Consider the following 24,199-nt stretch of genomic DNA (forward strand, 5'->3'; position numbering starts at 1 on the left):
TAATCAGCCTATGGCGGAAATCCTCCAACGCGCCGGGAGCTGGGCCTTCGACGGAGAGACGGTCCGGATCGTCCCCGGCACCGACCGGAGCGTGCACCACCTGCGCAAGGCCCTCGGTGAAGTCGCCGTCCCGCTCCAGGCGGTGGCCGGTATCGCGTACGAGCCGGGCGGCAGAAAGGGCGGCAGGCTGCGGCTGAGGCTGCGTGACGGCGCGGACCCGCTCTCCCAGGTGGCGAGCGGCCGTCTGGCCGACGCCTCGGATCCGTACCAGCTCGCGGTGGAAAGGGACCGTACGGGCGTCGCGGAGTACGTCGTGGAGGAGGTGCGGAACGCGCTGCTGCTGGAGGAGGTGCCCGACACCCCCTGCGACCGCTATCTGCTGCCCGGCCCGCCCGTGCCCCTCACCGCCACCGGCACGGACGGCACGGTGACCTTCGACGGGGAGCGCCTCCACATCGAGTGGAACTGGATCGCGGAGGAGAGCAAGACCTCCGGCGGCCCGCGCCGCTTCGCGCTGCAGGACCTGGCGGGCGTGGACTGGACCCCGGCGGCGGGCTGGGAGAACGGCAGCCTCCGCTTCCGGCCCAAGGGCACGCACCCCACGCTCAAGCCGCAGCACGACCCCAACTGCCTGCTGCTGTGGGGCGTGCGGCAGGCCCGCGAGACGGGCGGCTCCGTGCTGCTCGCCGCCGCCGTGGTCGCCCGGCTCCCCCACCCGCTCGCACAGGGCGGGCAGGGGGGACAGGGCGGCCAGGAGGAGCCGGGCGACGCCCCGCCGCCCGCACTCCTCAAGGGCGGACAGGGCGGCCAGGGCGGCCAGGCTCCCGCCGTTCCGGGACCGGCGCCCGCACCCGCCGAAGAGGCCGATCACGACGGCCTCTTGCGGCGGCTGCGCGAGCTGGGAGAGCTGCGCGAGAGCGGTGTGCTCACGGACGACGAGTTCAGGATGGCCAAGAAGGCGATCCTGGACCGTTTCTGACCGGCGAAGCGCCCGGCCCGGTCACTTACCGGGCCACGGCACCTGCGGCGAGCGGTAGTACTCCACGCCCAACTGGTCCCAGCGCGGCGCCTGCTGCGACAGCCGTGCCTTGTACCGGTCCCAGTCGTGCGTGGACCGGGGCGACCAGCCCAGCTCGGCGATGCCGGGGAGCCGGGGGAAGGTCATGTAGTCCAGCGGCTCGTTCTCGCCGAAGGTCTCCGACCACATCGGCGCCTCGACGCCCAGCACCGAGTCGGCCGGGGCGCCCTCCAGATACGTCCCCGGGTCCCAGTCGTACGAGCGCTGCACCTCGACGAACCCGGCCCAGGAGAGGCCGTAGGGCGTGTCCTTGGTGTACTTGTGGTCGATGTAGGCCCGGTCGGCGGGCGAGAGGATGAGCGGCGTGCCCTTCTTCGCCGCGTTCACGACCTGGCCGCGTTCCTCGGTCGACGTGGCGTCGTAGCCCCAGTACTGGGCGACGGTGCCCTTGGCCGGGGAGGCGGTGATCTGGTGCCAGCCGATCGCCGTCTTCCCGTACTTCGCGACGACCGGCTGCACCCGGTCCATGAACTTCACGTAGTCCTCGGGGCTGGTGGAGTGCGCCTCGTCGCCGCCGATGTGGATGTACGGACCGGGGGTCATGGCCGCCACCTCGCGGATGACGTCGTCCACGAAGTCGTACGTCCGCTCCAGCGGCACGCACAGCGAGCTGAAGCCGACGTCGGTGCCGGTGTAGAGCGGCGGGGCCTTGCCGTCGCAGTTCAGCTCGGCGTAGGAGGCGAGGGCCGCGTTGGTGTGGCTCGGCATGTCGATCTCGGGCACGACGGTCATGTGCCGGTCGGCGGCGTAGTCGAGCAGTTCCTTGTAGTCGGCCTTGGTGTAGTAGCCACCCTTGCCGCCGCCGACCTCGGTGCTGCCGCCGTACGTCGCGAGCCGGGGCCAGGAGTCGATGGCGATGCGCCAGCCCTGGTCGTCGGAGAGGTGCAGGTGCAGGGTGTTGACCTTGTAGAGGGCGAGCTGATCGATCCAGCGCTTGACCTGGTCCTTCTCGAAGAAGTGCCGGGAGACGTCGAGCATCGCGGCGCGGTAGCCGTAGCGCGGCTTGTCGGTGATCGTGCCCCCGGCGAGCTGCCACGGGCCCGGCTTCTTCGTCCGTGACTCGACCTCGGCGGGCAGGAGCTGCCGCAGGGTCTGTACGCCGTGGAAGAGCCCGGCGGTCCTGGGCGCCTTGATCACGGCGGCGCGCTTGCCGATCTCCAGCCGGTACCCCTCGTCGCCGAGCTTCGCGCCGCCCTCGCCCAGCCGCAGCTGGATGCCGTCCTTGCCGGGGCGGGTGGTGACGGGGAGGCGGTAGCCGGTGGACGGGCGCAGCAGCGCGGCCAGTTGCTCACCGGTCCGCTGCGAGCCCTTGGTCACCCGGATCACGGTCTTCGCGGTGATCGTGTACGGCTTGCCCTCGGCGCGGGCCGAAGCGGGCGCCGGGATCACCTGGTCCAGCGGCCTCGGCCCGGTGGCGTCCGCGACGGGGGTCCCCTCGGGGCTTCCCCCGGTGTACGCGGAGGCGGCGGGGACGGTGGTCACGGCGAGGAGCGAGGCGCAGATGAGGAGGAGCGGTCTGAATCTTCGCACGGAGGATCCCTTCGACGGGCCGTTTCCATGGGAATAGCTGTTCGCATGGTGCATGCGGAGTACCCAGTGCCGGAAGAGGGCAGCGGGGGTGCGCCCCGTAGGGGCGCGGGGAACTGCGCGCCCAGCCACGACGCGCCCGCAGACTGCGAAGCACGGACCGGGGCTCCCACTGCCCAGCACGCCTAATCGCAGGACCCCACCGGATTCCGCCGCGTCACAAGATCCGTCTCGCTGCGCGTGCCGTCGATCCAGAACACCTGGGCGCCCTCACCAGCCGTGGGCTGCGCCTGCGAGCCCCGGTTGCAGGAGACCTTCACCGGAACGGCGCCGGAACTCCCGGAACCGCCGCCACCCTTCAGCGGGACCTGGAAGAGCTTCGGCAGCGACGCGTTGCCCCCCGCCGTCCAGTCGTCCACCCCCGCGGCGTACGTCACCGTCCCCCCGTTGGCCGTCAGGACGGCGGTCTGCGGGGCGTAGGGCGCGTCGGCGCGTACGAGGTCACGGGCGCGCGAGCCGTCCAGCGCGCCCGCGCGTACCGCCGTCCGCGCGCCCGGCTCCTGCCCGCGCTCGGTCCACAGGACGCGGTCGCCCGCCGTCTTCGTGCCGCCCGCCACCGGGGAGGTCTTCCCCGTCGTGTCCTTCGGCGGGTAACGCCCGGTCACCTCGCCGCTCTTGACGTCGTAGACGGTCGGCACGAACACGTAGCCGTCCGCCGCCTTCCAGAACTCGGTCCACACCAGCGTCCCGTCGCGCAGGTCCACGTCCCGCGCCTGGTGACCGGCGGGCAGCGGGATCCGCTTCGCGGGTTCGCCGCCGCGCGAGAGGTGGACCCCGGACGTCCCGTCCTCCAGGTCCAGCCCCGCGAACGCCACGTCGCGTCCGTCGACGGCGACATCGGCGGGCAGCACGGTCCCGGAGGAGAAGACGGACCTGATCGGCCCGCCGTCCAGCCGCCGGGTGAGCACGTCGTACGCCGTGCCGTCGTTGTCGCCGACCGACCAGGCGGCCCGTGTCCCGTCCGTCGAGGGGCCCTCGTGCCAGCCCTCGTCGTCGGCGCTCAGCCGCCGGGGCGGGCCCCCGCGGGTCGAACCGGTCCAGATGCCGGGCGCGAAGGTCGCGCGTTCGGGCTGCGCCACGACGTAACGCCCCTTGCGCACGTCCGGCCTCGGGTCGTACCCAACGAGGTCCGGCAGAACCGCCGTGGAGTCGAGGGAGATATGCCGCTCCCAGCCCTTCCGGATCCCGTGCGCGTCGAAGGCGGCGGTGATCGTCCGCAGGGCGCGGGCGGGCAGACCCATCGCCTCCGCCGCCGCGAGGAGCGCGTGGCGCGCCTCCACGAAGTCCACCGTCGGCGTCAGGTACTCGGTGAGCGCCTTGTAGACCAGCTTGTCGGCGGTCGCGGGGGCGAGCCGCTCCCGGATGTCCCACAGGGCGCCGGAGAAGATCGTGGAGTTGAGGTGGTTGCCGCCCGCGTCCTCGGCGATGGAGGCACCGACGTAGTCGTGCAGGGCGTCGCGCCCGTCGTTCATGTCGCGGAAGGCGCACTGCTCGGGGGTGCCGGTGGGGCAGGTGTCCTCGCCGAGCAGCCCGGCGCGGGGGTCGTCCATGTCCATGCCCTTGGTCTCGACGTCGACGGCGTTGCCGAAGTAGTCGACGACGCCCTCCTCGATGGCGCCGGTCTGGTTCACGGGAATCAGCTCGCCGACCTCCCTGACCAGGCCGTGGGACATCTCGTGCCCGGCGACGTCGGTCGAGGCGGCGTAGGAGTACTCGCCCGGGTCGGCACCGAAGATCACCTTGTCGGCCCACTGGGCGTTCTGGAACGGGCCGCCGTTCTCGGTGACGTTGACGACCGCGGCGATCGGTCCGCCCTTGCCGTCGATGCCGTCGCGTCCCAGCCGGGACTTGTAGAAGTCGAGGACCCTGCCGATGTTCCGGTGCGCGTCGACCGCGCCCGACTCCCCCGCCGAGGCCGGGTAGTCGGCTGTCGCGCTCGGCACCGGGATCATGCCGTCCGGTATCGGCCCCTGGAACTCGGAGACGTCCCGGCCCTCGGCGTCGTACGTATCGATGCGCGAGTCACGCGTCAGGTCCGACATCCGGTACGTGCCGTCGTCCTGCCGCGCCGCGTCGAAGGTGACCTTCGCGCCGCGCACGTCCGTCCCCGTGGCCTTCGCGGGGGTCTCGGCCCGCCGCGCCCCGTCGTACGCGAAGGCGACCGTCCCGGCCGTGGCGTCCACGTACACCTCGCGGACGGCCACTTCGCCGCCCGCGACGGCCCGTACGGTGTGGTGCCGCGCCAGCCGCCCTTTCCCCCGGGGCAGGACGACGAGCCCGTGGTCGCTCACCTTCGCCGCCGCGCGCTGCCGAGGGTCCCGCAGCACCGTACGGGCGACGGCCGCGCTCCGTTCGGACGGGACGGTGGCCTTCGCCGGGGCGTCGAGCCCGGTGAAGTACGCCCCGCCCACGCCCGTCACCTCGCGCCGCTCGCCCTTCCCCCTGAGGTGGACGAGATAGTGCGCGCCCAGCACCGGCACCCCGTGGTGCGTCTGCTGGAAACGGACGGTGGAACCCTCGGTGCCCAGCAGCGCGAGGTCCTTCTCGCCCGCCGCGACATGGAAGCGATCCCGCTCCCCGGCGAGGTACGCCCGCGCGGCCTCGGCGGCACCACCGCCCGGCGCCGCGTCCGAGAGCCCCGTCACCAGCCGGGGCGCCGCCGTGCCCTCCCCCACGACCCGGTCCGGCACGGGATCGGGTGGCGAGGCGGGGGACGGCCCCGCGAGCGCCTGCGGGACGGGCAGCGCGGCGGACAGCAGCGCGGCGACGGACAACGCCGCCGCTCTCTTCCTGATGCTCGTAGTGCTGGGACTCATCTCGGAGCCTCCTGCGATACGGGGAGGAAGATGATGCCGGAGGGGCGGCCGGGCCGACAGACCCGAGCCGCCCCTCTCAGCCCCGGACCGGGGACGTCTACGTCAGACTCAGGCGCAGGACCCCGCAGGAGACGTACGGGTCACCAGGTCCGTCTGACCGCCCGTGCCGTCGATCCAGAGCACGCCCTTGCCCTCGTCGGCCGCCGCCGCGGTCTGCGTGCCGCGGTTGCAGGAGAGCCGTACGGGCTTCTCGCCGCCCTTGAAGGGCACCTGGAAGAGCTTGCTGAGGTTCTCGTTGGCCCACTCCTGGCCGCCCTTGACGTCGAGGTAGGTGACCGCCTTGTCGGTGGCCGTGAACACCGTCGAGACCGGCGCGTACGGGGCGTCCGCCGGGACCACGTCCTTCACCTTGCCCGGGCCGCGCAGCGTGCCGGAGCGGATCGCCGTCTTCGCGCCCGTCGCCTGTGCGCGCTCGGTCCACAGGACGCGGTCGCCGGCCGTCTTCGTGTATCCGGCCAGCGGCGCCTTGTCGCCGTCCGACTGCTTCGGCGGGTAGCGCACGAGGACCTTGCCCCGCTCGACGTCGTACGCGGTCGGCACGAACACCGTGCCCTTCTCCGCCTTCCAGTACTCGGTCCACACCAGCGTGCCGTCGCGCATGTCCACGCTCCACGCCTGGTGCCCGGCGGACAGCTTGACCTTCTTCGCGGGCTTGCCGCCGCGCGAGAGGTAGACGTCGGAGACGCCGGTGGTGAGGTCGTAGCCGAGGAAGGCCACGTCACGGCCGTCGACCACGATGTCCTGGGGCTGGACCGTGGTGGAGGAGAAGACGTTCTTCGGCTTGCCCTTGGCCAGGCGGCGCGTGAGGACGTCGTACGACTGGGCGCCGTCCCGCTCGCCGATCGCCATCCAGGCGGCGTACGTCCCGTCCGTCGCGGGGAACTCGTGCCAGCGCCCGTCGTCCGGGCTCAGCCTCTTGGCCGCGCCGCCGCTGGTGGCGCCGGTGAAGACGGAGGGCAGCTTCGTGCCGGTCGCGTCGGAGTTCGAGACCACGTACCGGCCCTCGCGCGCCGAGGGCGCGGCGAAGGACGAGGTGATGTCCGGCAGCACCGTCTTCGAGTCGATGCCGAGGTGGTGCTCCCAGCCGGTGTGGATCATGTGGCCGTCGAAGGCGGCGGTCACCTTCTGGATGTCCTCCAGCGGCAGCCCCATCGCGTCGGCCGCCGCGACCATGGCGTTCCGGCCGTCCATGAAGCGGTCGAGCGGGGTCATGTACTCGGTGAGCGCCTTGTAGACCAGCTTGTCGGCGGTCGCCGGGTCGAGCTGCTCGCGGATGTCCCACAGCGCGCCCGAGTAGATCGTGGAGTTGAGGTGCACGCCGCCGGAGTCCTGGCCGACGGTGGCGCCTATGTAGTCGTCCATCGCGTTGCGGCCGTCGTTCAGGTCACGCAGGGCGCACTCCTTGGGCGTGCCCGTCCGGCACAGGTCCTCGGCGAGCAGGCCCGCCTCGGGGTCGGACATGGGCGTGCCCTTGGCCTCGACGTCCATGGCGTTGCCGAAGTAGTCGGCTATCGCCTCGTTCATGGCGCCGGACTGGTTCATGTAGACCAGATTCGCGCTGCGCTCGATCACGCCGTGGGTCATCTCGTGCCCGGTGACGTCGAGGGCCGCGGCGAAGGAGTAGTAGGCGCCGCCCCCGCCGTAGACCATCTTCTCGCCGTCCCAGAAGGCGTTGGCGAACGGCTTCCCGCCGGACGTGACGTTGACGACGGAGGTCAGGGTGCCGCCCTTGCCGTCGATGCCGTCGCGTCCCAGCCGGGACTTGTAGAAGTCGTACACGCGGGCCGAGTTGACGTGCGCGTTGACCGCGCCGGACTCGCCCGCCGAGGCCGGGTAGTCGGCGGTCTTGTTCTGGACGGGCACCATCCCGGCCGGCATCTGCCCGAGGAACTCGCCGTAGTCCCGGCCCCCGGCGTCGTACGTGTCGATCCGCGAGCCGCGCGTCAGGTCCGACATCCGGTACGTGCCGTCGTCCTGCCGCGCCGCGTCGAAGGTGACCTTCTTGCCGCGCACGTCCGTCCCGTTGGCCTTCGCTGGGGTCTCCGCCTGGCGCGCGCTGTCGTGCTGGAGCGCGACGGCGCCGAGCGTCGCGTCGACGTACACCTCGCGGACGACCGCCTCCCCGCCCGCGACGGCCCGTACGGTGTGGTGCCGCGCCAGCCTGCCCTTGCCGCCCTCGCCGCCGGGGAGGACGACGAGCCCGTGGTCGCTCACCTCCGCCGCCGCGCGCTGTCGCGGGTCCTTGAGCGCCGTACGGGCGACCGCCGCGCTCCGGGCCGCCGGGACGGTGGCCTCGGCGGGCGCGTCGAGCCGGGTGAAGTAAGCGCCGCCCGCGCCGGTCACCTCGCGCCGCTCGCCCTTGCCCTTGAGGTGGACGAGGTAGTGGGCGCCCAGCACGGGTATGCCGTGGTGCCGCTGCTGGAAGCGGACGGTGGAGCCCTCGGTGCCCAGCAGCGCGAGGTCCTTCTCGCCCGCGGCGACGTGGAAGCGGTCGCGCTCCCCGGCGAGGTACGCGCGCGCCGCGTCGGCGGCGCTGCCGCCGGGGGCGGCGTCGGAAAGGCCGGTCACCAGCCGGGGCGCCGCCGTGCCCTGGCCCGCGATCCGGTCCGGCACCGGGTCGGGCGGCGGCGCGGCGCCGTCCTGGGGCCCGGCGGACCCGGCGAGCGCCTGCGGCGCCAGCAGGGAGACGGCGAGGGCCGCGGCAGCCCACGCCGCCACGGCCCTCGCTCTGCGGTGTCCTGGGGGACGTCTGGAACCTGACACGGGGCCTCCACGGAGGATGGATGGGACGCGTGCGTTGCCTGACGGCCCCACATCCTGGAGGGTCTAGACCTTTTGGTGAACCCTGTGCGCACAACTGAGGCGCCTCAGGTCCGGACCAGACCGAAAATGCACCCTGCCCTGACCCGAACTCACCGCAACCGACGTGACCCCTGCCCGGAATCGGGCAGATTTCTTGCGATCGGCGTCCGGACCCCGCAGTATCGATCCGTGCTCGAAGCCCGTACGCCCGCTCATGACGACCTCATCGACCACCTGGTCCGCACGACGCCGCTGCAGCGCGGCGAGGCGGCCCGGGTCGTGCTCGACGTGCTGGCGTACTTCGACGAGACGACGACCGAGTTCGTCCGCCGCCGCCACCGCGAGATGCAGGCGAAGGGGATGACGAACGCGGAGATCTTCGACCGCGTCACCGAGGAGCTGCCGCACCGCGCCGTGGCGCCCCCGGAGCTCTCGCTGCGGCAGCTCCGCCGCATCGTCTACGGCTAAGGCCGGGCACACACAAGCACCAGCACCACAGCAGCAACGGCACCGACGGAGAGGCAGGCACGGGACAGCATGTGCGGAATCGTGGGATACATCGGGAAACGTGACACCGCACCGCTCCTCCTGGAGGGGCTCCAGCGCCTGGAGTACCGGGGCTACGACTCGGCCGGGATCGCCATCCACGCGAGCGGCAAGTCGGCGGGCGGCGGCGCCAAGGGCGGCCTGAAGACCGCGAAGACCAAGGGCCGCGTCCGCGACCTGGAGGACCGCCTTCCCAAGCGCTTCACCGGCACCGCGGGCATCGCCCACACCCGCTGGGCCACCCACGGCGTCCCCAACGACGCCAACGCGCACCCGCACCTCGACGCCGCCGAGCAGGTCGCCGTCGTCCACAACGGGATCATCGACAACGCCGCCGAGCTCCGCACCAAGCTGGGCGCCGAGGGCGTCACCCTCGTCTCGGACACCGACACCGAGGTCCTCGCCCACCTGATCGCCCGCTCCGACGCCGAGTCGCTGGAGGCCCGGGTCCAGGAGGCGCTGCGCCACATCGAGGGCACGTACGGCATCGCGGTGCTGCACGCCGACTTCCCCGACCGCATCGTCGTGGCCCGCAACGGCTCCCCGGTCGTCCTCGGCATAGGCGAGAAGGAGATGTTCGTCGCCTCCGACGTGGCGGCCCTGGTCTCGCACACCCGCCAGGTCGTGACCCTGGACGACGGCGAGATGGCCACCATCAAGGCGGGCGACTACCGCACCTACACGACCGAGGGCTCGCGCACCTCGTCCTCCCCCGAGACCGTCGAGTACGCCGCCGAGTCCTACGACCTGGGCGGCCACGACACCTACATGCACAAGGAGATCGCCGAGCAGGCCGACGCGGTCGACCGCGTGCTGGCCGGGCGGATCGACGACCGGTTCGCCACCGTCCACCTCGGCGGCCTCAACCTCGACGCGCGCGAGGCCCGCGCCGTGCGCCGGGTGAAGATCCTCGGCTGCGGCACCTCGTACCACGCGGGCATGATCGGCGCCCAGATGATCGAGGAGCTGGCCCGCATCCCCGCGGACGCCGAGCCCGCCAGCGAGTTCCGCTACCGCAACCCGGTGGTCGACCCGGACACGCTGTACGTGGCCGTCTCCCAGTCCGGCGAGACCTACGACGCGCTCGCGGCCGTCCAGGAGCTCAAGCGCAAGGGCGCCCGGGTGCTCGGCGTGATCAACGTCGTGGGCTCGGCCATCGCCCGCGAGGCCGACGGCGGCGTGTACGTCCACGCGGGCCCCGAGGTCTGCGTCGTCTCCACCAAGTGCTTCACCAACACGGTCGTCGCCTTCGGCCTGCTCGCGCTGCACCTCGGCCGGATCCGCGACCTGTCGGTGAAGGACGGCAAGCGGATCATCGAGGGCCTGCGCAAGCTGCCGGGGCAGATCGCCGAGATCATGAAGCTGGAGCCGCAGATCGAGAAGCTGGCCCAGGAGTACGCCGAGGCCCGCTCGATGCTCTTCATCGGCCGGGTCCGCGGCTACCCGGTCGCGCTGGAGGCCTCGCTCAAGCTCAAGGAGGTCTCGTACATCCACGCCGAGGCGTACCCGGCCTCCGAGCTGAAGCACGGCCCGCTCGCGCTCATCGAGCCCGCGATGCCGACCGTGGCGATCGTCCCGGACGACGACCTGCTGGAGAAGAACCGCGCGGCGCTGGAGGAGATCAAGGCGCGCAGCGGCCGCATCCTCGCCGTCGCGCACCAGGAGCAGGAGAAGGCCGACCGCACGATCGTCGTGCCGAAGAACGAGGACGAGCTGGACCCGATCCTCATGGGCATCCCGCTCCAGCTCCTCGCCTACCACACGGCGCTGGCCCTCGGCCGGGACATCGACAAGCCCCGCAACCTGGCCAAGTCCGTGACCGTGGAGTGACGTTCACCCCCTGACAGGGGGCAGACATGGGCGGGATCCCGCGCGGGCCACCAACCGCGCGGGATCCCGCCTCCCCTGTGCCGGCGTCGCCCATTACGCCGGCGGGTGGGCCGCCGTACGGGACCGTCACCTCCCGCCCGGCGGCACGCTGAGTCTGTGCTTCCTGTATGCCCCTCACAAACGCACAATGCACCCCTACGGCCGGGTAGGTTTGTCGCCGGTTCCGGCGAACGCACCGCTGTGCAGGGAAAGTTGACGCTGCCACGACAGTTGCCCGGGACAGGCGCCCCCGGGAGGGCCTGGCGTCAGGGAACGACCACGACGGGCCGCTGCGCGCGCCGCGCGAGCCGCCCCGCGACCGAACCGAAGATCCGGCCGACGAGCCCGTGGGTCGAGCCGACCACGATGGCGTCGGCCTCGTACTCCCGGCCGACCTCCTCCAGTTCGTGGCAGATGTCGCCGCCGCGCTCGACGAGGATCCAGGAGACCTCGGAGAGATGCTCGGCGCAGGCGAGCTCCAGCCCGAGCACCTCGGTGCGGTGGTCGGGGACGTCCACGAAGACGGGCGGCTCGCAGCCCGCCCACACGGTGGTGGGCAGCCGGTTGGCCACATGGACGATGATCAGGCCCGAGCCCGAGCGGCAGGCCATGCCGATGGCATAGGCAAGGGCCCGCTCGCTCGACATCGAGCCGTCGAAGCCCACGACGACACCGTGCTGAAACGCGGGGTCGCAAGAATGACGTGTTTCTTCCGCCGCCTCTGGCGTCGCCGTCGAATCGGCGATCTGCCTGCGGTCCGCTGGGTCAGGGATCTCGTGTCCAGCCATGTGTGTCTCGGCGAAGGGAGTCCTCTGTGCAGAGGGACGACGGACGGCTTGCTCTCTCTTCCGGCTCGCTCGGGTCTTCTCGGTGCCTGCGGGAATGACGACCGGGAATCGTCTTCCCAAGTCCCCTACCCCAAGGGTACGGCGGCACTCCCCACTTGCCCAGGGCATGAGAGGCGGTCACCGGACGCGCGCTGACCCCGGAGCATGCCTGAGCGCGGCGCGTATCGCAATGCCGCGTTACGCCCCTTACGACCGCGCGGCGCCCCTCGCCGTACGGGTGGGAGCGGTACCGCCGCATGGCCCACGTCCGCGGCACACCCCCCTCGCGGCCCAGTGACCGGCACCACAGGGGGGCGTTAGACACGGCGTGCCCGGCCCACCGCTCGCCCCCAGCGTTCCGTCCATCCCGACTACCGCACACACCGCACGTACGGCGTACGTCACACGGAGTGCTCCCTCCGCACACACCCGGCCCACCCCCGGCCCCTCCCCCACCGGCGCCGCGCCCCGCCGCGGGGAGGCCACCCCCTCGGCCGATCCGGTGAGCGACGTGGTGCGCTGGGCGGCCTTCAGCAGCGCGCTGGTCCCCGTGGTCCTGCTGGTGTGCGGCTCGTCCGTGGGGGGCGCACTCGGCACGGCCGTGGGGCTCGCCGCCGTCACGACGGCCTGCCGTGCGCTCTTGCGCCAGTCCGAGCGCGGTCACGCCCGGCTCGCCGGGGAGCAGGTCAGCCCGCACCGGGGCCGCCACAGCCGCACCGGCTCGGGCGCCCACCGGGGCGGACGCCATCCGCACCAGCGCGGGGAAACAGCACGCGGCCAGGCGTAACCATGCGTAGCTCGCGCCCCTGACGCTCCCCCTCATCACCCGCGTGCGCCCGTCGAGTGACCGGATCGCACAAAGATCCCCCGCGTTTTTCGGCCAACTTGCGGCCGAGTCCTAGCCCTTGCCGCGCCCCTCCTCCAACCCCCCTGCCACCAGGGACGAAAGGAGCGCGGCACGGGTGTGCACCCTACGGTGACGGGGCAGAGAGGGCATGCGCACTTCCCAGCAGAGCCACAGAGTGAAACGCTTCGTGATCGAATGCTTCACGCCAAGTTGCCTTGTCGACATAGCGTCGGGTGCCGAACTTGCACCGCCACCCACATCCGACACAGTAGATTCGATCTTGGCTTTCGCTGCGGGGGAAGAGCGGGGGAGATGTGCATGGACCGAGAGGAACACAACGATTGAGGGGGGCTTAGTTCCAATGAGCCAGGACTCCACGAACGGCCCAGTTGAGACGCGTAAGCTGGCCGCGCGCCGCCGGCGCGAGATCGTGGCGGTGTTGCTCTTCAGCGGTGGTCCCATCTTCGAGAGTTCCATCCCGCTCTCCGTCTTCGGAATCGACCGCCAGGACGCGGGAGTTCCCCGCTACCGACTGCTGGTGTGCGCGGGCGAGGACGGGCCGCTGCGTACGACGGGCGGGCTCCAGCTGAGCGCGCCGTTCGGACTTGAGGCGATCTCCCGTGCGGGCACGGTGGTCGTTCCCGCCTGGCGCTCCATCACCCAGCCGCCGCCGACCGCGGCCCTGGAGGCGCTCCGCCGCGCGCACGAGGAGGGGGCGCGCGTCATCGGACTCTGCACGGGCGCTTTCGTGCTCGCGGCGGCCGGCCTCCTCGACGGGCGCCCGGCGACGACCCACTGGATGTACGCGCCGACGCTCGCCAAGCGTTACCCCGCGGTGCACGTCGATCCCCGTGAACTCTTCGTGGACGACGGCGACATCCTCACCTCGGCCGGAACGGCGGCGGGCATAGACCTGTGCCTGCACGTCGTCCGTTCGGACCACGGCGCGGAAGCGGCGGGTGCCCTCGCCCGGCGCCTCGTCGTGCCGCCCCGGCGGGGCAACGGACAGGAGACCGGTGGCCACCCGCGCCACCTCGACCGCTCCTTACCAGAGGAGATCGGTGCCGATCCGCTCGCCGAGGTCGTCGCCTGGGCGCTGGAGCACCTGCACGAGCAGTTCGACGTCGAGACGCTCGCCGCGCGCGCGTACATGAGCCGTCGCACCTTCGACCGGCGCTTCCGCTCTCTTACTGGGAGCGCTCCACTGCAGTGGCTGATCACTCAGCGTGTCCTCCAGGCCCAGCGCCTGCTGGAGACGTCGGACTACTCGGTGGACGAGGTCGCGGGCCGTTGCGGCTTCCGCTCGCCCGTCGCGCTGCGCGGTCATTTCCGCCGCCAGCTCGGCGCCTCCCCCGCCGCCTACCGCGCGGCCTACCGCGCCAGGCGGCCGGAGGGTGACGAGGGCGACGACGCGGGCTCGCTGCGCCTGCCCGAGCAGCACCCGGCCGGGACGCCGTACGCGGCGGAGCCGGGCCCGGGCGGCCTCGCGGGCGCGCCGGGCGTTCCCGGAGCTCCGGGTGTGCCGGGCGCTCCGGGGGCCGCGGGCGCGCTCAGCGGCGCCCGCGCGGAGACGGTGCGGGAGCAGCGGGATCCGCGCGGGGCACGGGACGCACGCGACCACCGGGAGCGCAGGGAGCACCGCGAGCACCGGGAATACCGGGATGGAAGGGACGGAAGGGATGCGAGGGACCGGGACCAGCGTCCGGAGCCGGGCAAACCGGAGTCGGACGTCTACACGCCCCGGCTCCCGGGCCAGCGCGGGCGCGGTCAGGGCTGAGTGACAGGGGTCCCGTAGTGTGAGCCGCATGAACGATCGCATGGTGTGGATCGACTGCGAGATGACCGGGCTCTCGCTGTCCGACGACGCGCTCATCGAGGTGGCCGCGCTGGTCACGGACTCGGAGCTGAACGTACTCGGGGACGGCGTGGACATCGTGATCCGCCCGCCCGCCAAGTCCCTGGCAGCGATGCCGGAGGTGGTGCGCGAGATGCACACCGCCTCCGGCCTGCTCGACGAGCTGGACGAGGGCACCACCCTGGCCGACGCGGAGGCCCGGGTCCTGGAGTACGTGCGCGAGCACGCCCCGGACCCCGGCCGCGCGCCCCTGTGCGGCAACTCCGTCGGCACCGACCGCGGCTTCCTGGCCCGGGACATGGCGGAGCTGGAGGGGCACCTCCACTACCGCATCGTCGACGTCTCCTCGGTCAAGGAGCTGGCCCGGCGCTGGTATCCGCGCGCCTACTACAACAGCCCGGAGAAGAACGGCAATCACCGCGCGCTCGCGGACATCCGCGAGTCGATCGCCGAGCTGCGCTACTACCGGGAGGCCGTCTTCGTGCCGCAGCCCGGCCCGGACTCGGACACGGCCAAGCGGATCGCCGCCCGGCACGTGCTCCCGCCTGCCGAGTAGCCACGGGAAACGTGTGAGCGAGCACCCCCGGCGACCCTGTACACTCATGGAGGCCGATGCGGGGAGGCGTCCTTCGGGAAGTCCCCCTCAGCGCGGCTCATGGTGGTCGTAGCTCAGTTGGTAGAGCACCTGGTTGTGGTCCAGGAAGTCGCGGGTTCAAGTCCCGTCGATCACCCTCGCAGCGAGGCCCCCGTTCCGGAAGACCGGAGCGGGGGCCTCGTCGTTGTGGCGTACCTAACGGCTGAGGTTGAAGACGCCGCTGCTCCGGGCGCTCGCCTCGCAGGTGTTCGGATAGATCTGCGCGTAGAGCCTGGCCGTGCTCTTCCAGTAGCCCTTGGCCACGACGGTCACGGGCTTGTGGACCGTCGGGCACACGGCCTTCTGGGCGGGCAGCATCGAGAACTGGCCCCCCGCGCGCTCCATCATGCGGCACGCCTGAGCGGGCCGGGGGTGGGTGCTGCCCGTCGTCGGGAGACAGTTCAGCCGGGCCGAGCCGATGACCTTGCCACCGGTGCCCGCGCCCTCGTGCAGCGTGATCAGGAATCTGCCGACGGAGCGCGCCTCGGCGGTGTCCGTCGAGGCCGCGGCGGGGGTGGCGGGGGCGGCGGCGAGCAGGCCCGTACCGAGGGCCGCGGCGGCGAGGAGCGCGGGGGCGGCGAGGCGCCCGCGCGACGGTTTCGTTGAGTTCATGTTCACGGAACCAGACATTCCACGCCTTTCGGTCGGAGTGGCCGGTTTCCCTCTATGGGGTGAGCGCGGATGCGGAGTGCGGTGTACCCACAGAGCCTGGGATTCCGGCTCCACGGCAGGAGGCTCCCCATGCGCAGGAACACACCGGGCGGACAGGAACCGTACGACCCGTACGGACAGCCGCAAGGACAGCCCTACGGGCAGCAGCCGTACGGGCAGGACCCGTACGCACAGGATCCGTACCGGCAGGACCCGTACCGGCAGGACCCGTACGGCCAGGAGCCGCAGCGGAGGCGGCCGCGGGTCTCGGCGGGGCGGCTGTGGGCGGGCGGCCTGGCCGTCGCGCTGGTGGCGGCGCTCGCCTCGGTGGTGGTGCTGCTGCTGGTGCGCGGCGTGCTGGGGTGGCCCGTCTTCGCGCCCGAGCGGGACGGCGCCCTCGTCACGGCGGAGGGCGGCTCGCTCGCGCTGGGCGCGGCCCTGGCGGCGCTGGTGGCCACGGGGCTGCTGCATCTGCTGATGCTCTCGACGCCGCAGCCCGAGCGGTTCCTCGGCTGGATCGTCGCGCTGGCCACGGTCGCGGTGATGCTGCTGCCCTTCACCTCGGACGCGTCGTGGGAGGCGAAGGTGGGCTCGGCGCTGGTCTACCTGGTGATCGGTGTCGTCATCGGTTCGCTGCTGACGGCGGTCGGCCGCGGGGCCCGCAACGACGGCTGACCCCGCGGCCGGGACGGCCGGGGTGGCGTCAGAGCAGCCGCACGCCGTGCCGGGCGAGGTACCGGACGGGGTTGACGTCGGAGCCGTAACCGCGTTTGACCCGCACCTCGAAGTGGAGGTGCGGGCCGGTGGAGCGTCCCGTGTTCCCGGAGCGGCCGAGCCAGGTGCCCGCCCGCACGGCCTTGCCGCGTTTCACCGCGACGGTCGAGAGGTGCGCGAAGAGCGTGTACTTCTTGTCGCTCATCCGGATCGTGACGGCCTTGCCGTAGTCGCCGGACCGCCCGGCGAAGACCACCTTGCCGCTGCCGACGGAGCGGACCGGGGTGCCGGTGGGAACGGCGAGGTCGATGCCGGTGTGGTGACCGGCCGCCCAGTTGCCCTTGACGCCGTACCCCTGGGAGACGCGGGCGGCCTTGAGCAGCGGGCGGGACCAGGCGCTCGGCGGGCCCGCGGGGGCCGCGGCGTCGTCACGCGTGGGGGTCGTCGGGTCGGCGGCCAGGGCGGCCGGTGCGCCGAGCCCGCCTATGAGCAGGGCGGCGGTCAGGGCTCCGCTCGCTATGCGGCGGTTCGCTGTCGCTGTACGAGCCATACCAGTGAAGCAAAGGGCACGTCGGGCGCCGCCGCACGCGGAGGCGCCCGTAGGGGTGACGGGGTCGAACAGGCCGACGACCCGTCACACGCCCGGTCGGACGGTCCGTCACACCGAACGGCGGCACACCAGCTCCGTCGGCAGGACGCGGTGCAGCGGGTCCGCCTCCTCCGCACCGCCCGTACCGTCCGTACCGTCCGTGCCGTCCGCCGGCGGGTCCGTCTTACCGAGCAGCTCCAGCAGCATCCCGGCCATTTCCCGCCCGGTCTCCACGATCGGCTGGCGCACCGAGGTGAGCGGCGGGTCCATGTGCCGGGCCACCGCCGAGTCGTCGAAGCCGATCAGCGCGACGTCGTCGGGCACCCTCCGGCCCGCCTCGCGCAGGGCGATACGGGCGCCCGCCGCCATCACGTCCGAGGCGCAGAAGACGGCGTCGACCTCCGGGGCCCGGCCGAGGAGCTCCCGCATCGCGGCGTGGCCGCCCTCCTCGGTGAAGTCCCCGTGCGCCACGAGGCGTTCGTCGGTCGCACGGCCCGCGCCGCGCAGCGCGGCCCGGTACCCCTCCAGGCGGCACTGGGCCACGTACATGTCCACGGAGCCGGTGATGGTGGCGACCGTCGCGCGGCCGCGGGCGAGGAGGTGCTCCACGGCGGCGCACGCGCCGCCGACGTTGTCCGAGTCGACGTACGGAACGGTCTCCTCCGCCGAGCGGCGGCCGCCCAGGACGGCGGGCATGCCGCACTCCTCCAGCAGGTCGGGGAGCGGGTCGTCGGCGTGCAGGGAGACCAGCAGGACGCCGTCGACGCGGTGGGCCGAGGCGTACTGGGCGAACCGTTCCCTCTCGCGCTCGTTCCGCACCAGCGTCAGCAGGAGCTGCATGTCCGTCTCGGCCAGCGCGTCGCCGACGCCGTGCAGGATGCCGGAGAAGTAGGGCTCGGCGAAGAACCGGGTCTCGGGCTCCGGGACGACCAGGGCTATCGCGTCGGTGGACCCGGCGGCGAGGGCGCGAGCCACCCGGTTGGGCACATAGCCGAGCTCGGCGACGGCCGCCTCGACCGCGGCGCGGGTACGGTCGCTGACCCGCGGCGAGCCGTTGACCACCCGGGAGACCGTGCCCCGTCCGACGCCCGCGCGGCGGGCCACCTGCTCCAGAGTGGGTCCGGGCCTGCGTACCCCGGCGCGGCCGTCGCGCGCTGCTGCCATCGATGCCTCCCCGCTGCTCGTCTTCCGGCGCTGCGCCGGCGGGATCATTGAACTACACGTCGATCCGGGCCAGTTGCGGTCCGATGTCTTGACACCTCACTGGAACTTCCGGAAGCTTTCGACTCATGGCGATGGGAGCGCTCCCACTGCATCCCCCACATACATAACCCGAACGCTGGGAGAACGCAATGATGCGCATTCGCGGTACAACGTCCGTTTCCCTCCCGCCCCGTAGGCGCCTCGCCGCAGCGGGAGTCGCGGTCGTGCTCGTCGCCACGCCCCTCGCGGGCTGCGCCGACGACGGGGGCTCGTCCGCCGCGGCGGACAGCGGGGGCGGCAAGGGGAAGACCACCGTCTCGGTCGGCGTCTTCGGCGTCTTCGGCTACAAGCAGGCGGGGCTCTACAAGGAGTACGAGAAGCTCCACCCCGGAATCTCGATCAAGGAGAACTCCACCGAGCGCAACGAGGACTACTACCCCGCGCTCCTCAACCACCTCGCCGCGGGCAGCGGCCTCAGCGACATCCAGGCCGCGGAGATCGGCAACATCAACGAGCTGGCGACCGTCCAGGCCGACAAGTTCACCGACCTCGGCAAGGCGGAGGGCGTGCGCGAGGCCGACTTCCTCGACTGGAAGTGGGACCAGGCCAAGGCCGAGGACGGCAAGGTCATCGGGCTCGGCACCGACACCGGTCCCATGGCGATCTGCTACCGCAAGGACCTCTTCGAGAAGGCGGGCCTGCCGACCGAGCGCGGGAAGGTCGGCGAGCTGTGGGCGGGCGACTGGGGGAAGTACGTCGACACCGGCGAGAAGTACATGAAGTCGGCCCCCAAGGGCACCGCCTACACCGACAGCGCCGCCGGGCTCTACAACGGCGCCCTCGCCAGCCACACCGTGCAGAACTACGCCAAGGACGGCACGCTCGTCTACAAGAAGAGCAAGGGCGTCAAGGAGTCCTGGGACCTCGCGATGCGCGCCGTCGACGGCAAGATGACGGGCAAGCTGAAGCAGTTCGACAAGGCGTGGGACCAGGCGTACGCCAACGGCTCGTTCGCCAGCGTCATCTGCCCGTCCTGGATGCTCGCCTACATCCAGGAGAAGGCCGGAAAGGCGGGCAAGGGCAAGTGGGACGTGGCCGCCGCGCCCGAACCGGCCAACTGGGGCGGCTCCTTCCTGACCGTTCCGGAGAAGGCGAAGAACCGGGACGAGGCGATCAAGCTCGCGACCTGGCTGACGGCGCCCGAGCAGCAGGCCAAGGTCTTCGAGAAGATGGGCAACCTGCCCAGTTCCCAGGCCGCGCTCGACCTGCCGAAGGTCTCCGGGGCCAGGCACGCGTACTTCGGCGACGCGCCCATCGGGAAGATCTTCTCCGCCGCGGCCAAGGACGTGCCCGTCTCCGTCCTCGGCCCCAAGGACCAGCTGATCAAGCAGCACATGAACGAGGTCGGCATCCTCCAGGTCGAGCAGCAGGGCAAGTCGCCCCAGGAGGGCTGGGACGCGGCGGTGAAGAAGATCGATGACTCCGTCGAGGACTGAGACGACCCGGGCCCGCCCCCCGGAGGACGAGCGGCGGCCCCGCGCCTTACCCGTACGCGGCCCGCGGGCGGCGCGCGAGCCCGGCCCGCGCGCCCAGGCCCGGCGCAGCCGCCGCTACCGCAGGGACGCCAAGTGGAGTCCGTACGCGTTCATCGCGCCCTTCTTCCTCTTCTTCGCGGCCTTCGGCCTCTTCCCGCTGCTCTACACGGGCTGGGCCTCGCTGCACGCGGTCTCGCTGCACAGCCCGACCGAGATGGAGTGGGTGGGGCTGCGGAACTTCTCGCGGCTGCTGGAGGACGAGTTCTTCTGGAACGCGCTGCGCAACACCTTCACCATCGGCGTGATCTCGACCGTGCCCCAGCTCCTGATGGCGCTCGGTCTGGCGCACCTGCTCCACTACCGGCTGCGCGGCAGCGCGTTCTTCCGGGTCGCGCTGCTCACCCCGTACGCCACCTCCGTGGCCGCGGCGACGCTCGTCTTCGCGCTGCTCTTCGGGCGCGACTACGGGATGATCAACTGGGCGCTCGGGCTCGTCGGCATCGACAACGTCGACTGGGAGAACGGCACCTGGTCCTCGCAGATCGCGGTCTCCACCATCGTGATCTGGCGCTGGACCGGCTACAACACGCTGATCTACCTCGCCGCGATGCAGGCCGTCCCCGACGACCTGTACGAGTCGGCGGCGCTCGACGGGGCCTCGCGCTGGCAGCAGTTCCGGCACGTGACCGTGCCCTCGCTGCGGCCGACGATCCTCTTCACCGTCGTCGTCTCCACCATCGGCGCCACCCAGCTCTTCGGGGAGCCGCTGCTCTTCGGCGGCTCGCAGAACGGCGGGGGCTCGCACCAGTACCAGACCCTGGGGCTCTACCTGTACGAGCAGGGCTGGTTCAACTTCCACCTGGGCAGGGCCTCCGCCATCGCCTGGGCCATGTTCCTGATCCTCATCGTGATCGGCCTGCTCAACTGGCTGATCGCCCGACGGCTCCAGAAGAGCCACTGAGGGGTCCGCCGTGTCCGCCGTGCCGCACGTGAAGCACCGTACGTCCACGTCCCGACTCCGCGCGGGCCCCTTCGCCTACGCCGTCCTGGTCCTGGTCACCCTCGGCTCGCTCTTCCCGCTCGTCTGGACCGCGATCGCCGCGTCGCGCGACAACGAGCGGCTGGCCGGGACCCCGCCGCCCTTCTGGTTCGGCGGCAACCTCTTCTCGAACATGAGCACCGCCTGGAACGACGCCAACATGGGCAAGGCCCTCCTCAACACCACCCTGGTGGCGGGGACGGTCGCGGCCAGCACCGTGCTCTTCGCGACGCTCGCCGGGTTCGCCTTCGCCAAGCTCCGCTTCCGCGCGAAGAACACCCTGCTGCTCCTGGTGATCGGCACGATGATGGTGCCGCCCCAGCTCAGCGTCGTCCCGCTCTTCATGGCCGTCGCGAAGCTGGAGTGGACCAATCAGCTCCAGGCCGTGATCCTGCCGATGATGGTGAGCGCCTTCGGCGTCTTCTTCATGCGGCAGTACCTGACGAGCGCCCTGCCCACCGAACTCGTCGAGGCCGCGCGGGTGGACGGGGCGCACAGCCTGCGCGTCGTCTGGCACGTGGTCTTCCCCGCGGCGCGGCCCGCGATGGCCGTGCTGGGCATGCTCACCTTCGTGATGGCCTGGAACGAGTTCTTCTGGCCCATCATCGCGCTGACGCAGGACAACCCGACCGTGCAGGTGGCGCTGACCGGGCTCGGCCGGGGCTACATCCCGGACGAGTCCGTGATCATGGCGGGCGCACTGCTGGGCACGCTGCCGCTGCTGGCGGCGTTCGCCGTCTTCGGCAAGCAGATCGTCGGCGGCATCATGCAGGGCGCCGTCAAGGGCTGACGCCGCCTCCTCCCCTACTCCCCCTCTCTCCCCTACGGCACCTTTGGGAGCGCTTCCATGCACACGCACAGCACCGCCGCACGCCACTTCCCCGCCGACTTCGTCTGGGGCACGGCCACCGCCGCGTTCCAGGTCGAGGGCGCGCTGGGAGAGGCCCGCAGGGCGCCCTCGATCTGGGACACCTTCGCCCGCGTGCCGGGCAAGGTGCACCAGGGCGACACCGGGGACCGCGCCTGCGAGCACCATCAGCGGTTCCGCGAGGACATCGCGCTGATGGCCGGACTCGGCGTCGGCGCCTACCGCTTCTCCGTCTCCTGGCCCCGCGTCCAGCCGACGGGCGCGGGCCCCGCCGTCCAGCGGGGGCTCGACTTCTACCGGGCGCTCGCCGACGAGCTGCTCGACAAGGGCATCCAGCCCTTTCTCACCCTCTACCACTGGGATCTCCCGCAGGAGCTGGAGGACGCCGGGGGCTGGCCCGCGCGGAACACCGCCGAGCGCTTCGCCGAGTACGCCCGCCTCGTCGCGGAGGCGCTCGGCGACCGCGTCGAGCACTGGACGACGCTCAACGAACCCTGGTGCAGCGCCTTCCTCGGCTACGGCTCCGGCGTCCACGCCCCGGGCCGCACCGATCCGGTGGCGGCGCTGCGCGCGGCCCACCACCTCAACCTGGGCCACGGACTCGCCGCCCAGGCCCTGCGCGCCACGCTGCCCTCCCGGGCCCGGCTCATGGTCAGCCTCAACCCCGCGGTCGTACGCCCCCGTTCGGGCTCCGAGGCCGACCGGGAGGCGGCGCGGCGCATCGACGCGCTCGCCACCCGCGTCTTCACGGGCCCCATGCTGCACGGCCGTTACGACGAGGACCTGATCGCCGACACGGCGCCGCTCACCGACTGGAGCTGTGTCCGCGACGGGGACATGGCCGCCGTCCGGCAGCGCCTCGACGGGCTCGGGCTGAACTACTACACGCCGTCCGTGGTCTCCGCCGGAGGCCCGGTGCCCGAGCGCCACGACGGGCACGGCGAGAGCCCGCACTCCCCCTGGCCGGGCGCCGACCACGTCGCCTTCCACCAGCCGCCGGGCCCGCGTACGGAGATGGGCTGGGCCGTGGACCCGACGGGCCTGACCGAGCTGCTGCTCCGCTTCCACCGCGAGGCCCCGGGCACGCCGCTCTACGTCACGGAGAACGGCGCCGCCTACGAGGACAAGCCCGACGCCCAGGGCCAGGTGCACGACCCCGAGCGGATCGCGTACCTGCGCGACCACCTCGACGCCGTGCGCCGGGCGCGGGCCGAGGGCGCCGACGTACGCGGATACTTCCTCTGGTCACTGCTGGACAACTTCGAATGGGCGTACGGCTACAGCCGCCGGTTCGGGGCCGTCCACGTCGACTTCGACACCCAGGTCCGTACGCCCAAGTCCAGCGCGCGCTGGTACGGGCGGGTCGCGGGCACCGGGCGGATCCCCGACGAGGACTGACCCCGGGCGGGGCGCGGCGGCTGTGTGGGGGGAAGGAAGCCCGTCGCGCCCCGTCCGGGGGCCCGGGCCGGGGGTTCGGGGGTGACTCCCGGCCCTGGAGGGTGACGGTCCGGCGGCTGCTACCGGACCGTCACCTGGTCGTGAACGCCTTGGAGAACGTGTACGGCTTCTGCTCGATGCTGGAGCAGGTCGGGTCGGCCTCCTTCTTCGGACCGCCGGGGCACGCCTTGTCGCGGGTGCCGGACCACATCGAGACCCAGCCCATGCCCTTCTTGTCGGCGAACGCCTTGACCTGCTCGGCGTCCTGCGGCTTGAAGACCTCGACGACCACGTCGTTGACGCCGATCATCGGCGTGATCGCGACCGCCTTCCACGCCTTCGCGTCGCTCGTGATCTTGAGCGCCTTCTTGACCTGCTTCTGGGTGGCGGTGGCGGCCTTGGTGGCGTAGGTGCCCATGTCGCCGTCGTAGGACGGGCCGTAGTCCATGGCCATGACGTTCACGGCGCCGACCTTCACGCCGTTCTGCTTCGCGTTCTCCAGGAGCGCGACGCCGGGCTGGGTCAGGCCCTCGGGCATGACGGGCAGCGTGTACGAGACGTCGAGGCCCTTGTGCTTCTTCTGCAGGGCCGCGACGGCCTTGGCGCGCAGCGTGTTGGCCTTGGTGTCGGGAAGGGCGGCGCCCTCGATGTCGAGGTCGATCTTCTTCAGCTCGAAGGTGTCGATCACCTTCCCGTACGCCTTCTCCAGCTCGCCCGCCGACTTGCAGGCGAGGGCCAGCTCGGAGCCGTTGGCGCCGCCGAAGGAGACCCGGACGTCGCCGCCCTTGGCGCGCAGCGCGGCGATCTGCTTCGCGACCGGGTTGTCCTTCAGCTCCTGCGAGCCGCCCCACTTGGGGACGCAGCCGCCGTCCGCGCTGGTGACGAAGGCGAGGTTGTAGTTCTTGACGCCGGTCTTCTCCGCGCTCTTGAGCAGGTCGTAGGAGGGCTGGAGCGAGGTGTCGACGTACGGTGCGAAGGCGGTGCCCTTCGCCTTGGCGGCGGCCTGGTCCGACCCCTCGCCCGCCGTCGCGTTGCTGGCGAGCAGGAAGCCCCCGCCCGCCACGACGGCCGCGGCGGCCGTACCACTGATCAGCTTCTTCCTCATCGCGCTGGTGCCCTCGATCTGTGGGGGATGTGCGAACGACCAGCACGCTAACGGCGCCTGGAGCGCCGAATTCCCCACTTATGCCGCGCTTAAGAGAGCGAAAGGCTGCGCTTAGGCAACTTGAGACCTAGGGGCGC

General features: G+C 71.8%; 19 protein-coding genes and 1 tRNA gene. 12 read left to right on the plus strand and 8 right to left on the minus strand.

Going from position 1 to position 24,199, the window contains the following annotated elements; genetic code table 11:
• The first annotated feature begins 10 nt into the window (after positions 1-10).
• Positions 11-979: a DUF4429 domain-containing protein gene (locus ACGF3A_RS31510; RefSeq protein WP_393733784.1), complete on the plus strand. Its 969-nt coding sequence runs from the start codon at positions 11-13 to the stop codon at positions 977-979.
• Positions 980-1,000: 21 nt separating this feature from the next.
• On the opposite strand, the gene ACGF3A_RS31515 is transcribed toward ACGF3A_RS31510, so the two are convergent.
• The 3 genes from ACGF3A_RS31515 to ACGF3A_RS31525 form a co-directional block, all read right to left on the minus strand.
• Positions 1,001-2,608, minus strand: coding sequence for a beta-N-acetylhexosaminidase (locus tag ACGF3A_RS31515; RefSeq protein WP_393733785.1), 1,608 nt, complete (start codon positions 2,606-2,608; stop codon positions 1,001-1,003).
• A 182-nt stretch (positions 2,609-2,790) separates the two neighbouring features.
• On the minus strand, positions 2,791-5,481 hold the full coding sequence (locus ACGF3A_RS31520; RefSeq protein ID WP_393733786.1) for a M4 family metallopeptidase: 2,691 nt from the start codon (positions 5,479-5,481) through the stop codon (positions 2,791-2,793).
• A gap of 108 nt (positions 5,482-5,589) precedes the next feature.
• The gene (locus ACGF3A_RS31525) at positions 5,590-8,259 is read right to left on the minus strand and encodes a M4 family metallopeptidase (RefSeq protein WP_393733787.1); all 2,670 of its coding nucleotides are present in this window, start codon (positions 8,257-8,259) and stop codon (positions 5,590-5,592) included.
• A gap of 273 nt (positions 8,260-8,532) precedes the next feature.
• Between ACGF3A_RS31525 and ACGF3A_RS31530 the strand changes: the two genes are divergently transcribed.
• Positions 8,533-8,811 (plus strand): hypothetical protein, encoded by a 279-nt coding sequence (locus ACGF3A_RS31530; protein WP_393733788.1) that lies wholly within the window; start codon positions 8,533-8,535, stop codon positions 8,809-8,811.
• Between the two features lie 69 nt (positions 8,812-8,880).
• Positions 8,881-10,719 (plus strand): glutamine--fructose-6-phosphate transaminase (isomerizing), encoded by a 1,839-nt coding sequence (gene glmS, locus ACGF3A_RS31535; protein ID WP_393733789.1) that lies wholly within the window; start codon positions 8,881-8,883, stop codon positions 10,717-10,719.
• Positions 10,720-11,024: 305 nt separating this feature from the next.
• On the opposite strand, the gene ACGF3A_RS31540 is transcribed toward glmS, so the two are convergent.
• On the minus strand, positions 11,025-11,546 hold the full coding sequence (locus ACGF3A_RS31540) for a universal stress protein (RefSeq protein WP_393733790.1): 522 nt from the start codon (positions 11,544-11,546) through the stop codon (positions 11,025-11,027).
• Positions 11,547-12,087: 541 nt separating this feature from the next.
• Here ACGF3A_RS31540 and ACGF3A_RS31545 point away from each other — a divergent pair.
• From ACGF3A_RS31545 to ACGF3A_RS31560, 4 genes are all read left to right on the plus strand, one after another.
• Positions 12,088-12,372, plus strand: a complete 285-nt coding sequence (locus ACGF3A_RS31545) for a hypothetical protein (RefSeq protein WP_393733791.1) — start codon at positions 12,088-12,090, stop codon at positions 12,370-12,372.
• A gap of 421 nt (positions 12,373-12,793) precedes the next feature.
• Complete coding sequence (locus ACGF3A_RS31550; RefSeq protein WP_393733792.1) at positions 12,794-14,209, plus strand: helix-turn-helix domain-containing protein; 1,416 nt, start codon at positions 12,794-12,796, stop codon at positions 14,207-14,209.
• A 28-nt stretch (positions 14,210-14,237) separates the two neighbouring features.
• A complete protein-coding gene (orn, locus tag ACGF3A_RS31555; RefSeq protein WP_393733793.1) occupies positions 14,238-14,843 on the plus strand; it encodes an oligoribonuclease in 606 nt (201 codons plus the stop codon).
• A gap of 102 nt (positions 14,844-14,945) precedes the next feature.
• Positions 14,946-15,018, plus strand: a tRNA-His gene (locus ACGF3A_RS31560).
• 59 nt (positions 15,019-15,077) lie between these two features.
• On the opposite strand, the gene ACGF3A_RS31565 is transcribed toward ACGF3A_RS31560, so the two are convergent.
• Entirely contained in the window at positions 15,078-15,533 is a 456-nt protein-coding gene (locus ACGF3A_RS31565) for an SSI family serine proteinase inhibitor (protein WP_393733794.1), read from the minus strand.
• 129 nt (positions 15,534-15,662) lie between these two features.
• On the opposite strand from ACGF3A_RS31565, the gene ACGF3A_RS31570 reads away from it, so the two are divergent.
• A complete protein-coding gene (locus ACGF3A_RS31570) occupies positions 15,663-16,247 on the plus strand; it encodes a DUF6069 family protein (protein WP_393733795.1) in 585 nt (194 codons plus the stop codon).
• Positions 16,248-16,275: 28 nt separating this feature from the next.
• Here the strand turns inward: ACGF3A_RS31570 and ACGF3A_RS31575 are convergent, their stop codons facing one another.
• The gene (locus ACGF3A_RS31575) at positions 16,276-16,836 is read right to left on the minus strand and encodes a M23 family metallopeptidase (protein WP_393733796.1); all 561 of its coding nucleotides are present in this window, start codon (positions 16,834-16,836) and stop codon (positions 16,276-16,278) included.
• 108 nt (positions 16,837-16,944) lie between these two features.
• A complete protein-coding gene (locus ACGF3A_RS31580; RefSeq protein ID WP_393733797.1) occupies positions 16,945-18,039 on the minus strand; it encodes a LacI family DNA-binding transcriptional regulator in 1,095 nt (364 codons plus the stop codon).
• 191 nt (positions 18,040-18,230) lie between these two features.
• On the opposite strand from ACGF3A_RS31580, the gene ACGF3A_RS31585 reads away from it, so the two are divergent.
• Genes ACGF3A_RS31585 through ACGF3A_RS31600 form a run of 4 tightly spaced genes read left to right on the plus strand, consistent with a single transcriptional unit; the run spans position 18,231 to position 22,918 of the window.
• Positions 18,231-19,574 (plus strand): extracellular solute-binding protein, encoded by a 1,344-nt coding sequence (locus ACGF3A_RS31585; protein ID WP_393733863.1) that lies wholly within the window; start codon positions 18,231-18,233, stop codon positions 19,572-19,574.
• The gene (locus ACGF3A_RS31590) at positions 19,555-20,574 is read left to right on the plus strand and encodes a carbohydrate ABC transporter permease (protein WP_393733798.1); all 1,020 of its coding nucleotides are present in this window, start codon (positions 19,555-19,557) and stop codon (positions 20,572-20,574) included. Before ACGF3A_RS31585 ends, ACGF3A_RS31590 begins: the two co-directional genes overlap by 20 nt.
• Positions 20,575-20,584: 10 nt before the next feature.
• Positions 20,585-21,442, plus strand: coding sequence for a carbohydrate ABC transporter permease (locus ACGF3A_RS31595; protein ID WP_393733799.1), 858 nt, complete (start codon positions 20,585-20,587; stop codon positions 21,440-21,442).
• 57 nt (positions 21,443-21,499) lie between these two features.
• Positions 21,500-22,918 (plus strand): GH1 family beta-glucosidase, encoded by a 1,419-nt coding sequence (locus tag ACGF3A_RS31600; RefSeq protein WP_393733800.1) that lies wholly within the window; start codon positions 21,500-21,502, stop codon positions 22,916-22,918.
• A gap of 130 nt (positions 22,919-23,048) precedes the next feature.
• Here the strand turns inward: ACGF3A_RS31600 and ACGF3A_RS31605 are convergent, their stop codons facing one another.
• Entirely contained in the window at positions 23,049-24,062 is a 1,014-nt protein-coding gene (locus ACGF3A_RS31605; RefSeq protein WP_393733801.1) for a chitinase, read from the minus strand.
• Positions 24,063-24,199 lie beyond the last annotated feature (137 nt).

Source organism: Streptomyces sp. NPDC048172 (genome assembly GCF_043202595.1).
In the GTDB taxonomy this organism is placed as follows: Bacteria; Actinomycetota; Actinomycetes; order Streptomycetales; family Streptomycetaceae; genus Streptomyces.